Source organism: Lysinibacillus phoenicis (genome assembly GCF_047238325.1).
Classification (GTDB): domain Bacteria; phylum Bacillota; class Bacilli; order Bacillales_A; family Planococcaceae; genus Lysinibacillus; species Lysinibacillus irui.
In genome coordinates, this window is sequence record NZ_JBDFMP010000002.1 from 531,623 (window position 1) to 544,443 (window position 12,821).

A 12,821-nucleotide genomic window follows, 5' to 3' on the forward strand; every position below is an offset into this window, starting at 1 on the left:
ACTCCCTCCACTCTACAAAATGCTTTTCGCATCCCGTGGTAGCATTTGTACATGCTTTAAATAGACCGTCATATTCGCATCATCTTTATGAGGGTATGAGAAATGAAAGTGATGCGCAACGTCTTTTGCGATGCTTCGAAACAGTGTGCATGTAGCAAAAATGGCACTCCACATATGATCATAATCGGCATCTGCATAGGTTTTTTTATACAATGCCCAATAATTTTCTGGCAAATAATTTTTCAAATACTTCCCCATTTTACCTGTAGATAATTGAAAATGGTGCTGCTGACCAATCCACCAATTGAGCATTTGATGAAGAGCGTGCCTCGTTGTGTCCTCAAACATTTGCTTAGCATAGGGCAGCTCGTCCCGCCATATCCCCTTCGCAACATTTTGTAAGCACCACCAAAAATCATTCGTACAGCTGTCAAACTGCCCCTTAGTAGGTGGACTAATATGGTAATCACAATCAGAGGTTGGAGAGATAGGTGGCAAAAGCTGATCCTTATCTAGTAAAGGAACTGTTAGCTTATCCTTTCCATACTCATCTAGCATTGCTTGAGTTGATAATAAGCGAAGGTCTATTCGATTGCCATCTGTAAATAGCATTAAATATGTATAACTATAAGCAAAGTTTTTGTCCAAACCAAGTCCTTTATCCAGTAGATCAGGCTCCTGCACCATCAGTAAGTCGCCAAATAGATGAATCCACTTGTCATCCTCTAAAAAGGAGGGTGTCTCCGTGACAACATAGACAATATCAAAATCTTGAAACATATCTTTTGCAACATGTGGGTTTGCTCTTGAGCCATTTAAATAGACAGCTCGAATTCTTTCGTCGTGTTGTGCCGTCGTCAATAGTAAGTCAAACATCTCTTGCTCGGTTCTCATCAGACTCCCCCTACCTGAAAAACTTTATACTCAGTATAATACATTTCCCTCCATGAAGGAATTTATAGTAGCTTATTCCAACAACAGACAATCTATTTTCGCTAGTCTATGCACACATCTTCTTCATTATATAAATATTTTCTTTTTTCAGAATATCTGTCCCTTTATGTGCTTTAGTATGATAAAATGTGTACTACTATTCTGTTATCTCGCATAAACAGGTCATAGTAAGATCAACGGCCTGTAAAAGCCCGATTCGTGAACATAACCAATCGATTGGGAGATAAGACATCTCCTACGATTGACGTTTCACTTTATACAACAATAAGGAGTGTACTAGTTTTGAAAATCGTACCATCTAAAAAAATGTCATTATTTACACCAGCAATTTTCGGAGATTTGAAAAATTTTGCTAGAGAACAACAAGCAAAGGGCATGACGTTAATTGATTTAAGCTTAGGGAGTCCTGATCTTCCCCCACATGATAAAATACGTGAGCACCTTTCTGATCGAGCAGGTTTAGCAGAGTCTTACGGTTATACACTGACAGGTACACAACGTTTTTATGAAGCAGTAAGTCGCTACTATAAACGTCGTAGCAACGTTGACTTAGATCCAGCTACAGAAATCATTCAAACAATTGGGTCTCAAGAAGGCTTAGTTCATTTACCAATAGCCTTTTGTGATCCAGGTGACATCGTTTTATCTACTAACCCTGCCTATGTTGCCTATGACGCAGGGATTCACTTAGCGGGCGCAACACCTTATTATATGCCTCAAACAGCTGATAACAATTATCTTCCTGACTTAGACGCTGTACCTGAAGACATTGCGCAGAAGGCCAAGCTATTGATTTTAAACTTACCAGGAAATCCTGTACCCGCAATGCCCTCTTTAGCGTATTTTGAAAAAGTGGTTGCCTTTGCTAAAAAGTATAATATTATTGTTCTACATGATGCGGCGTATTCAGAGTTTTATTTTACAGGTGATGGTCCTATTAGCTTCCTTGCTACACCAGGTGCAAAAGAAGTCGGCATGGAAATTAATTCATTATCGAAGAGCTTTAGCCTTGCAGGGACACGTATTGCCTACATCGCTGGAAATGCAGAAATGATCGCCATTATCAAACAATTAAAATCCAATTTAGATTTTGGTATTTTTGAGCCGATTCAAGATGCAGCCGTTGTAGCGCTGGACAACGCAGAGGAAATCACGGAAAGCTTACGTGCCACTTTCTCTGAACGCCATAAGACATTAATGAATGGCTTACAAGCATTAGGTTGGGATGCGGCACCTTCAGATGGTGGGATGTTTGTATGGGCGAAATATCCGTACGATATCGACTGTACGGAGCTAGCCTTCCAATTAATTGAACAAGTTGGTGTTGTGACTGTTCCAGGGACCGTGTTTGGTACTGCTGGACAAGGCTATTTACGTTTAGCTTTAGTACAGCCTAAGGAACTACTTCAAGAAGCTGTAGATCGCTTAGCACAAGTAAAATTACTGGCAAAAAACTAGATATAGTGAAAATAAAAGACCCTTCTAACATCATGTTGGAAGGGTTTTATCATGAAAATCAAGGTTATTAAATCCACACGTCATTTTCAGCGGTTAGCGCCGATTGTTCCTCGCCAGTATTTACTACGCCAATCGGTTCTACAAGCAAAATTTTGCATTCGGAAGCTGCATACGGTTTATGTTCAACATTACGTGGGACCACAAACATTTCACCTTCATTTAACTGCACATGACCATCTCGAAACTCGATTATTAAACTCCCTTCAATGACGATAAATACCTCATCCGTATCCTCATGCTTATGCCAAACAAAATCCCCTTGTACTTTCGCTAGTTTAAATTGATAATCATTCATTTCCGCAATAACTTTTGGAGACCAATGCTCCTGAAATTTAGCCAATTTTTCTTGGAAATTGATCGGTATGTATGTCATTCCCTTTTCCCCCATCCTTTGGTGAATCTAATAAAAGGATAGCATATCAATATCCCTTTCATCAAAAAACAGCTACTGCCATATGGCAATAGCTGTGTGCTGATTAGATATCATATTTTTGATGGACATCATCTTCGTAACGGTTATAGCGTTGTTTAAAGAGCTTAAATAGATGTGTGATTAACACTTTAAAGATCGCATAGCCGGGAATCCCTAAAATGACACCAGGAACACCAAATAACGAGCCTGCTGTTAATAATACAAAGATAATTGTAATCGGGTGGATACTTAATGATTTCCCCATAATTTGTGGCGAAATGAATTTCCCCTCGATTAACTGAACGATTGTCCAAACAATTGCTAGCTTAACTAGCATAAATGGCGAAGTAACAAGCGCGATAATAACGGCTGGCGTGATGGCAATGACAGGACCTAAATAAGGCACCACACTAGTAATCATGGCTAGGAAGCCGAGTAATAACGCATACTTCATTCCAATAATTAAAAAGCCAATCGTTACCATGGCCCCGATACACATGGATACTAAAATTTGTCCTTGTATGTAAGAACTAATTTGCTTATCCATGTCATGGAAAATTTCAGTGACTTCTTTACGCATACGTGGTGGGCACACTTTCAGCATAAATTTCGGTAATTTTTCGCCCTCTTTTAGTAGGTAAAATAAAATAAACGGTACTGTCACAAGGGATAGGACAATGCCTGTTAATGTTGATAGGAAGCCCGTAATACCAGTAGCAACACCCTGCGCTACATTGGTAGCTGTTTCCCTCACCGTTTTCACCATATCGGTTGTGAAATTTTTCACCACTTCATTGTAATCAAAATTAAGTGTCGCTAAATACTCATTAAAACGAGAATTATTTAGGAATCCAACAATATTTTGTGTGAATGTCATAAAGTATTCAGGGAATTCCTGTGCTAAATTGGTAAATTGATCACGTAAAAACGGATAAACCAACACAACAAGAAGTGTTATCACACCAATTACCGCTATATAGAGTAGTAAAATACCCCAAATTCTTGGGATGCGCCATCTAACGAGTAACGCCAGTAATGGCCGCAATAAATAGTAGCCAATGACGGCTAGTACCCCTGGTAAAATCACTACTTCAAATAATACTTGTAGCGGGGTAAAGATAAAGGAAACTTGATTAAACATAAAAATAACACATGCAACTAATAATAAAATAACTAGTGTAAATAATAGGTTTCTACCACCTAAAAAACGTATAAACTTGGTTGCTAGCAGGTTTGAACGCTCTTTTGGTCTGTCTTTTTCCATATATCCACCCCAATCCAAATCTCTACCTTTATATTACAGGATAATGTTGGTTTTTGCGAAATATCACTCCAGTGAAATGCCAAGAAATTCACTTAAAAAGGCTTTATTTTGCTCTACATCGATGACAATAGAATCACCCGCATGGCTAAAGTTTTGGAATTGATAGCTTCCTTCAATAGGAATCGTAGCTTTTTCAATGTTTACTTTGCCCTTAGATAGCAATTTAAGCACTTGTTGCATTTCCTCAGCTGATGAATAGTCCGTTGTCACGTACCCTTGAGCTGCTCCTACAAATTTTGGTAAATGTAAAACATTTTTAGGTGTTAATAGCTCATTTTTTAAAGCTTCAATGACTTTTTGCTGACGTGCGACACGACCGAAGTCACCTTCAGCATCATGGCGGAAACGAGCATAGCCTAGTAGCTCTTGTCCATTTAGGCGATGGACACCTTGCTTTAACTCTACCCCAATATTCTCAGACATATCCTTTTCTACTTCCATTTCCACACCATTCGGCGCCAAAATATCAACTAATGATTCAAAGTTCTTAAAATCAATTAATGCATAATGATGAATCGGCAAGCCAAACATATTCGTCAATGTATCCTTCAATAGTTGGACGCCATCTAAATAGTAAGCTGTATTCAACTTGTAGGATTGATAGCCTGGGATATCAGCATAAATATCCCGCATAAAGGATACGAGTTTTAAATCATTATTTGCTTTATTCCACGATAATACCATCATCGTATCTGTACGTGATTTTTCCTCACCTCGTGTATCGACACCTAAAATCAAGTAGTTCTCGATATCCCCTTTGATCGTATCACCAGAAAAGTCTTCCTGCGCTACATTCGTATCATTAGCCAGTTCAAGCCCACTACGATATTGCATAATAGAGTAACCTGCGATGACAATGATACAGAGTAGTACTAATGTAAAAAAAGCTCTCCCTTTACGTAGTCTCCGTTTTTTCGGACGTTGTGAGCGTCTCGTATAATCTTGCTCTTCCATAACAACTAACTCCTCTATTTTGATATAGTTAATGTAACGATTGATTAGCTAGAAAGTTTCATTTTGACAGTATCGATTCCATGTTTTTCTATCTACTCGTTATTTTACACCCATTTACCCAGTTTGGAGCAAAACAATGCTATAATAATTTCACAAAAGAAAGGATGATGCAATATGATAGAAAAAGCTACATTTGCTGGCGGATGTTTTTGGTGCATGGTGAAGCCATTCGTCGAGTGGGACGGTATACATAAAGTCACTTCTGGCTACATGGGCGGCCATTTAGAAAATCCAACCTATGAAGATGTCAAGAAAGGGACTTCAGGTCATTTGGAAGTAGTCGAAATTGAATTCGATCCTACTATTTTTAGTTATGAACAGCTTCTTGAGATTTATTGGATGCAAATTGACCCAACAGATGCTTTTGGCCAGTTCCATGATCGTGGAGAATCCTATACAACAGCCATCTTTACCTATACAGATGAGCAAAAGCAAATCGCTTTGGCTTCCAAAGAAAAGCTTGCCAACAGTGGGCGCTTTGATAAACCTATTGTAACCAAAATTCGCGATGCTGAACGCTTCTATCCAGCAGAAGATTATCACCAAGACTATTATAAAAAAGAGGCAGAACACTATCAGCAAGATCGTGCCATTTCTGGCCGAGATGAATTCATTACAAAACATTGGGAAAAATAAGCAATAATAAAAGGTGTCTCACATGTTGGAGACACCTTTTGTACGAAAACAGCTGTAAATTCTTATGATGAGGCTTCTACAAACGATTGCAGAGCCTCAAAAAAGCGCTTACCGTATTTGTCAAATTTCACCTCACCAATACCGCTTACCTGTCGTAAATCCTCCAGTACAGCTGGTCTTTTATCACATAGATCACGCAATGTTTTATCGGAGAATACAACAAATGGTGGTACCTTTTCTTCATCCGCAATCTCTTTTCGTAACACCCGTAAATGTTCAAATAATGGATCATTGTCCACCAGCTTCTTCACTGTGACAGCTTCCTTACGCATAACCTGACGATTGCCAAGTAGTACTTCCTTGCCCTCTGCTGATACATAAATGGTTGGGAATGTCCCATGCTTCACGGCCAATAAACCTTCTGCAATTAAAAACTCAATAAAGTTGGAGACATCCTTAGAGGAATACTGTCCTTTTAAAATGCCGTAGGTCGATAATCGAGCAAAACCAAATTCAGCGATTTTTTGATTTTTGGAGCCAATTAACACTTGGGCAACCATCGTCTTACCGAATTTTTGTCCCATACGCACGACACAAGCGAGCACCTTCTGCGCATCCTCGGTCACATCTGTCACAGCGCGTCCATCATTACAATTACTGCAGCGTCCACAAGGCTCTTCCTGTTCCTCACCAAAATACGATAAAATGGCATTTTGTAAGCAACCCTCTGTATGGCAATAGTCGACCATTGTTTGGAGCTTTGCTAACTCCTGAGTGATACGTGCTTCATCCTGTGTTTGTTCAATTAAAAAACGCTGTGTTTGAACGTCGCCAGAGGCATATAGTAAGAGACAGGCACTTGGTAGACCATCTCGCCCAGCTCGACCCGCTTCTTGATAATAGCTCTCCATATTGCGAGGCATTTGATAATGCAAGACAAAGCGCACATTACTTTTATCAATCCCCATGCCAAAAGCATTGGTGGCTACCATAATACGTGCCTCATCCTTTAAAAATCGCTCCTGCTCTGCCATTCGCAATTCCTCTGATAAGCCCGCATGATATTTGGCAACTGCTTCCCCGGAGCGACTTAACATATCATAAATCGCATCTACTGCTTTTCGAGTAGCAGCGTAAATAATACCTACTTCCTGTTTATTTTTCATTAAGTAATTTTTAATATAACGTTCCTTATTTTCTCCAATTAACACAGTGAGAGCCAAATTATCACGAGCAAAGCCTGTGATAACCGTTGCCTGCTCGTCAATCGATAATAATTGACGAATATCCTCACAGACTGCTGGCGTTGCCGTGGCAGTCAACGCTAAAACAGTTGGTTTTTGCGGCCACAAAGTAAAGAGCTTTTGAATAGATCGATAGCTTGGTCGAAAATCATGACCCCATTGGGAAATACAATGAGCCTCATCTACAGCGATTAGGGGTACAGTTAATGAAGACAGGGCTTGAAGAAACGTAGTACTTTCTAGTCGCTCCGGTGCAATATATAGAAGTTTTAAATACCCAGCACTAGCTAGCTGCATCGTTTCATCCACTTCCTGTGCTGTCAATGTACTATTAATATAAGCAGCAGGAATGTTCGCCGCACGTAACGCCTCGACCTGATCTTGCATCAAGGAAATAAGCGGCGAAATAACAATGGTTAAGCCCTCTAGCATTAAGGCAGGAATTTGATAGCAAATGGACTTCCCTCCACCTGTTGGCATTACGCATAGGCTTGATTGCCCTTGTAATGTTTGTTCAATAATTTGGGCTTGTCCTTGACGAAAGGCGTCATAGCCAAAATGATGCTGTAGCATTTGTCTTGCTTGCTCCATGTACAATTCACTCCTCGGTTGTTAGACGAAGTAGCTTGTACTCGCCCTGGTCATTTTTTTCTAATTCATACAGCATGATGGAGTGGGCAAGCGCTTCCTGCCCAGCAGCATTCGTTAGTATATATTCCGTTTTGGCTCTCACAAGGAGATGGGATTCTTCCACTTGAATATCCTGTATGCTCGTATCAGAGAAATGGATCTTCGCCTGTTTGGAGGCATAATAGGCAACCATACTTGTAAGGGTTTCTTGTAAATCTTCTGATCCAACGATTGGTTCCATGACACTTGCATCCTGAATGGCCACTGCCCCCTTTAAATACTTATGGAACGTATCTAAAAATAGCTTAATTTCATCCGTATTATAGGCAAAGATATTTTCGCCATATTGGTCGATAGCTTGCTGTACTGCTTCCTTATCACCCTGTTCAATATAAGGATATAGGTTTTTAGATTGGGATAAACGAACACTAGGTGTCATGCCATCTTCAATCCACTCCTCCACAAAGGACTGGACTTCCTTTATTGGCAGTATGTATGGTTGGGACTCACCTTGTTGCTGACGATTAAAATAAAGTCCAACAATAGCCCCGTTGTTTGCCTCCATAACAGGGCTTCCTAAAGGTAGGGCTTCTTCTGCTTGAATAAAATAAGCCGCTACTTTATCTTGGTATTTCTGAATGGTATAGGGCATGCCATTGACATAAACTTCTAGCTGATTAAGTTCCCCTTCATAGATTTTGGGCACTTGGACATTTGCTTGATACGAAACTTGTAGAAGGGCCATATTATGTGCTGTTGACATGAAATGAACATCTGCTGCCACTAACTTATTTTGACCGAACTGGATAAGAGCCGTTGGTTTGGATGCGACAAGTGCTCCACTCGTTAAAATGAACAGATGATCATCCTGTTGTTTAATTATAATGCCTGCCCCAACACCATGCTCTCCGATAACTTTTACTTCTGGAATAATTTTTTCTTCTTGCTCGACAATCGATCTCTCTTTGTGGACTTCTGCCTTTTTACTTTGAAACCAGCCTGCTCCTATTTGACTATCACAGCCTGTGATGAGTAAAGCTGTCGCTCCTAACACGAGCACTTTTTTATACATACTTTCACCAAAACTTTCTTTTCATCATTCTCTATTGTCTATCATAATCAAGGAATGGTGATGTTTCAAGTTTACATAATATTATTATTTAAATATCAATATTAGAAAAATGCAGCAACTTGTCTCTATTTATTTCATTCTACCTATTATTTTTTATGAAACATAACATTTGTTGTGAGAATTGGAGGATAACTGAATCGGAAAATAATTTTCAAAAAAAAAGAAATAGCCTGCTAATTTCATTGTAATTAGCAGGCTATTTTTATAACTTCTGTCTGCATTTTAAAACGAATGGAAAAGATGAAACACCTGTACAACGACTTTGTTTGGCTTCTAAGGTGTATTCTTGGGAGTATATTATCTATAAATGATGAATGAATGTCCAGTTACTATTTAATTTCAAATGACACCTGTATTTCACTGGTGTTATGGAATATTTGTAACTTTTCCAGATAATTCAAGTCTATGTAATAGAGGTGATTAAAATGAAATCAAAAAAATATTTCTACGGTTTAATTGTATTAGCATTATTTATGATTACAGGCTGTAATATTCAAGGGGGAACTACAACAGTGACGAATGATAGTATCGACGCCGAAGAAGTATTAACTTTGGATTCTAATGCTGATATCTTTCAATATAAGGGCGTAATTTATAAGGCTAATATTGATTGGGTAGAAAAATTATCTTTAACAAAAGATGTTCAAGTCAGTGAAATTAAAACAAAAAATGATACTGGTACGAATTTTAAAGATGAAATGTCAAATAAACTTCCTGTTGGTGCAAAGATTTTTTCTACAAAAGAAAGAGAAGATATTTTAATTATTGAATCTGAGGGAGAAATCAAAAAGTATCTTGCAATCGTTGAAGGGTAAACAAAACGTCTTGTTCAACAAACAGAGGCTTATTTTCCATTATAAATAGCCGATGTAATTTAAAAGGACTTAGTTCATTAAGTGAACTAAGTCCTTTTTTATGTCAAAATCAATGCTAATTACTATGTTAATTGTAGTGATAATTTCATTGTAAAATATGTCGCAATATCCAATGTTATTTTGAACTTTTTTACCACTGAACTGAACGGTTTACCGTTAACGCATATCCTCTTATTTTTTTAACAGTTCTGTCGTTGCGATAATGCCTACCATCAACACAAGAAAGATGACATATGTCCACATATGGTTGCCTGTTATGTCATAGCCAACCCCAATCATGATTGGGATTATGGCACTCAGCATAAAGCCACCTGATAGCACCATCGAGGACCAGCTATTGGCCTCTTGATCGTTTTGAGCCTCATCAAGTGGTAACAACAAGCCAATCGGAAATAGACCACTTAAGACTATGCCAATCAATAAAACAGCTAACCATAAAAGGGTCCCTGATGTGAGCCACAATAGTGTAAATCCAATGACGCCTACTAAGCCTAATGCTCGAATCCAAGCCATTCGATTTGGCCATTTTTCCATGAATACTGGCACAGCCATATTTCCAATCATTTGCACAATTGACATACATGTGAGCATTGTACTAGCTGACTCTAGTGTCGAGCCTTTATCCTGCAGAAGAGGTGTGAGCCAAGACATGATGGAGAAAAACAGCGACGTTTGTAAACCAAAGTACAGTAAAATCACCCAGGCACGTCTAGATGTCCACGGATTCCGACTCTGTTCAGACGTTTCCAAGTTTTGCCCAAACTCTGGCTGCTCTGTTGGAATGGCCAATAACCAAAAGACAACTGCGACAATAGCTAGTATGACCCATAGCCCAAGTGCAATGGTCCAACTATTAGCAAAAGCATGATAAAAAGCAACAGTTAACGCTGCACTTAAGGTAGCCCCTACCCCAATGCCAAATGAATAGATACCAATCACTGCCGTAAAACGCTGCGGAAATTTTTTCTTAATATACGCATTTAATATCGGACCAATTATAGCGATAGCCAAACCTGCCATAAAACTGGTGATCACTAGTAATTGATAGCTTTCTTTAAAAAAACGCAATCCATTCGCTACAACAAGGATAACGCCTAACAGTGTGATAGACGATTTCGTCCCAAGCTTTCGTTGAAGAGGTACAGCAAGTGGAGCAAATAATCCCATACAAAAAACGGGAATTGAAGTTAGTAAACTGATGCTCGTATTGGAGACATGCAAGGCTGATGCTAATACGTTAAATAGTGGTCCGATTGCTGTTACTGCTGGTCTCATATTGAGCGCAATTAAAAATATACTTACTACCACCAGTATGAGCGAAACGGTCCATTGTTTTTTCACCATTTGTTCAATATCCTCTCTACTGCGACTTTGACAAGACAATCTATGATCGTGCTACCTCACATATTTGCAGGTGACTCGATGCCCAATAAAGTGAGTGATTCTTTTAAGATGATTGCGACACAATAACATAGTGCTATACGTGATGTTTGTTGTGCATCATCGGCTAATATTTTATGTTGTGCATAATATTTATTCAATAAACGTGCAAGCTGTAACGCGAACTTTGCTATTAGCGACGGATCTGCCTGTTCAAAAGCTGTGACCACCACGTTAGGAAATTGTTCTAATAATAAAATAATCGGCCAAGCCTGCTCACCTAATACTTCGAGAGTCACGTCATGTGATGGTACCTCGACTTTTTCTAAAATGGAACACAGACGTGCATAGGTGTATTGCACATATGGCCCTGTTTCTCCTTCAAAATTCATCATTTGTTCGATTGAGAATTCAATATCATTTTGGCGATGATATTTTAAATCATTGAAAATGACCGCACCTACCCCTACTTGCTGTGCTACTTGTTCTTTATTTGGTAAATGAGGGTTCTTTTCTTCAATATTGTGCTTGGCCGTTGCAATAGCCTCTTTGAGCACATCAGCAAGCAACACCACTTTGCCTTTACGTGTAGACATTTTTTTACCATCCTTAAGCATCATCCCAAATGGTACGTGGTGTAGATGGTTTGCCCAAGCATAGCCCATTTTGTCGATGACTTGAAATAGTTGTTTAAAGTGTAGTGATTGCTCATTACCGACCACGTAGAAAATCTTTTCTGGCTGGTAGTGCTGTTGACGATAGAAGGCTGCAGCTAAGTCACGCGTTGCATAAAGCGTAGCTCCATCCGTTTTTGTAATTAAGCACGGTGGCATATTGTCTAACTCAACTACATATGCCCCGTCTGATTCTACTAAGAGTTCTTTATCTTTTAGCTCTGCCACAACGGCTGTCATTTTATCATTGTAAAAGGCCTCTCCCGTAAAGGCATCAAAATCAATGCCGAGTAGCTGATAGATTGTCTGAAACTCTACTAAGGAGACATCTCTGAACCACTGCCATAATGCGAGTGCCTCTTCATCGCCGTCTTCTAACGCTTTAAAGGCTGCACGTGCCTGTTCGTTTAGTGTTGGATCTTGCTCTGCTTTTTCATGAAACTTCACATAAATCTTTAATAACTCCTCAATCGGTGATGCTGTAATGGCCTGTTTGTCACCCCAATAATGATAAGCCACGATGAGTTTACCAAATTGGGTGCCCCAGTCACCTAGATGATTGATACGAATCGCTTGATAGCCATTTTTCGTAGCAATATTAGCTAATGCATTGCCGATGACCGTTGAACGTAAATGTCCCATGGAGAAAGGCTTCGCAATATTGGGCGATGAAAAATCTAACACGACGCGTCCCATGGCAGTTTGATTGGTGCCATATAAATGTTTCTCGTGTAGGATATTGCTTAACACATGCTGCGTCACTTGCTGTTGATTCAAAAAAATATTGACATAGCCACCCACAGCCTCCACACGCTGGATGTCATCACTTTTTAACTGATTCGCTATATCTGCGGCAATACTTTGCGGTGATTTCTTCCATGTTTTAGCTAACGTAAAGCACGGAAATGCCACATCCCCAAGCTCTAAAGTTCTTGGTTTTTCTAATAAATGTTCAATCTCATCCACCGATAACTGTTGATTAAAAACTTCTGCAATACTTTTAGCAATTTGTTTATTCATTTTCCCAT

General features: G+C 39.2%; 11 protein-coding genes. 3 read left to right on the forward strand and 8 right to left on the reverse strand.

Annotation, left to right across the window (positions count from 1 at the left end):
• Positions 1-12: 12 nt before the first annotated feature.
• Positions 13-894, reverse strand: coding sequence for an aminoglycoside 6-adenylyltransferase (locus ABC382_RS03875; RefSeq protein WP_322610855.1), 882 nt, complete (start codon positions 892-894; stop codon positions 13-15).
• 342 nt (positions 895-1,236) lie between these two features.
• Here ABC382_RS03875 and ABC382_RS03880 point away from each other — a divergent pair, with 342 nt between their 5' ends.
• Positions 1,237-2,412: an aminotransferase class I/II-fold pyridoxal phosphate-dependent enzyme gene (locus tag ABC382_RS03880; protein WP_322610856.1), complete on the forward strand. Its 1,176-nt coding sequence runs from the start codon at positions 1,237-1,239 to the stop codon at positions 2,410-2,412.
• A gap of 67 nt (positions 2,413-2,479) precedes the next feature.
• Here the strand turns inward: ABC382_RS03880 and ABC382_RS03885 are convergent, their stop codons facing one another.
• The 3 genes from ABC382_RS03885 to ABC382_RS03895 all read right to left on the reverse strand — a co-directional run bounded on the left by ABC382_RS03885 (position 2,480) and on the right by ABC382_RS03895 (position 5,162).
• A complete protein-coding gene (locus tag ABC382_RS03885) occupies positions 2,480-2,845 on the reverse strand; it encodes a cupin domain-containing protein (protein ID WP_322605108.1) in 366 nt (121 codons plus the stop codon).
• A gap of 103 nt (positions 2,846-2,948) precedes the next feature.
• Complete coding sequence (locus ABC382_RS03890) at positions 2,949-4,148, reverse strand: AI-2E family transporter (RefSeq protein WP_322610857.1); 1,200 nt, start codon at positions 4,146-4,148, stop codon at positions 2,949-2,951.
• Between the two features lie 63 nt (positions 4,149-4,211).
• On the reverse strand, positions 4,212-5,162 hold the full coding sequence (locus ABC382_RS03895) for an LCP family protein (RefSeq protein WP_312507341.1): 951 nt from the start codon (positions 5,160-5,162) through the stop codon (positions 4,212-4,214).
• 174 nt (positions 5,163-5,336) lie between these two features.
• Between ABC382_RS03895 and msrA the strand changes: the two genes are divergently transcribed.
• Positions 5,337-5,858, forward strand: coding sequence for a peptide-methionine (S)-S-oxide reductase MsrA (gene msrA / locus ABC382_RS03900; RefSeq protein WP_312507342.1), 522 nt, complete (start codon positions 5,337-5,339; stop codon positions 5,856-5,858).
• A gap of 62 nt (positions 5,859-5,920) precedes the next feature.
• Here the strand turns inward: msrA and recQ are convergent, their stop codons facing one another.
• Both recQ and ABC382_RS03910 read right to left on the reverse strand, forming a co-directional pair.
• Positions 5,921-7,693, reverse strand: a complete 1,773-nt coding sequence (gene recQ / locus ABC382_RS03905; RefSeq protein ID WP_312507343.1) for a DNA helicase RecQ — start codon at positions 7,691-7,693, stop codon at positions 5,921-5,923.
• Between the two features lie 7 nt (positions 7,694-7,700).
• A complete protein-coding gene (locus ABC382_RS03910; RefSeq protein WP_322610858.1) occupies positions 7,701-8,804 on the reverse strand; it encodes a TcaA NTF2-like domain-containing protein in 1,104 nt (367 codons plus the stop codon).
• 485 nt (positions 8,805-9,289) lie between these two features.
• Between ABC382_RS03910 and ABC382_RS03915 the strand changes: the two genes are divergently transcribed.
• Entirely contained in the window at positions 9,290-9,679 is a 390-nt protein-coding gene (locus tag ABC382_RS03915) for a hypothetical protein (RefSeq protein WP_274797179.1), read from the forward strand.
• A 231-nt stretch (positions 9,680-9,910) separates the two neighbouring features.
• Here ABC382_RS03915 and ABC382_RS03920 read toward each other — a convergent pair whose 3' ends face one another.
• Both ABC382_RS03920 and argS read right to left on the reverse strand, forming a co-directional pair.
• Positions 9,911-11,083: an MFS transporter gene (locus ABC382_RS03920; protein WP_322610859.1), complete on the reverse strand. Its 1,173-nt coding sequence runs from the start codon at positions 11,081-11,083 to the stop codon at positions 9,911-9,913.
• 56 nt (positions 11,084-11,139) lie between these two features.
• A complete protein-coding gene (gene argS / locus ABC382_RS03925) occupies positions 11,140-12,813 on the reverse strand; it encodes an arginine--tRNA ligase (protein ID WP_312507344.1) in 1,674 nt (557 codons plus the stop codon).
• Between the last annotated feature and the right edge of the window lie 8 nt (positions 12,814-12,821).

What these genes read in the sequence shown, in the direction of transcription:
- ABC382_RS03875 (WP_322610855.1), bottom strand. Translation starts at nt 894, where the DNA reads ATGAGAACCGAGCAAGAGATGTTTGACTTACTATTGACGACGGCACAA.
- ABC382_RS03885 (WP_322605108.1), bottom strand. Translation starts at nt 2,845, where the DNA reads ATGACATACATACCGATCAATTTCCAAGAAAAATTGGCTAAATTTCAG.
- ABC382_RS03890 (WP_322610857.1), bottom strand. Translation starts at nt 4,148, where the DNA reads ATGGAAAAAGACAGACCAAAAGAGCGTTCAAACCTGCTAGCAACCAAG.
- ABC382_RS03895 (WP_312507341.1), bottom strand. Translation starts at nt 5,162, where the DNA reads ATGGAAGAGCAAGATTATACGAGACGCTCACAACGTCCGAAAAAACGG.
- msrA (WP_312507342.1), top strand. Translation starts at nt 5,337, where the DNA reads ATGATAGAAAAAGCTACATTTGCTGGCGGATGTTTTTGGTGCATGGTG.
- recQ (WP_312507343.1), bottom strand. Translation starts at nt 7,693, where the DNA reads ATGGAGCAAGCAAGACAAATGCTACAGCATCATTTTGGCTATGACGCC.
- ABC382_RS03910 (WP_322610858.1), bottom strand. Translation starts at nt 8,804, where the DNA reads ATGTATAAAAAAGTGCTCGTGTTAGGAGCGACAGCTTTACTCATCACA.
- ABC382_RS03915 (WP_274797179.1), top strand. Translation starts at nt 9,290, where the DNA reads ATGAAATCAAAAAAATATTTCTACGGTTTAATTGTATTAGCATTATTT.
- ABC382_RS03920 (WP_322610859.1), bottom strand. Translation starts at nt 11,083, where the DNA reads ATGGTGAAAAAACAATGGACCGTTTCGCTCATACTGGTGGTAGTAAGT.
- argS (WP_312507344.1), bottom strand. Translation starts at nt 12,813, where the DNA reads ATGAATAAACAAATTGCTAAAAGTATTGCAGAAGTTTTTAATCAACAG.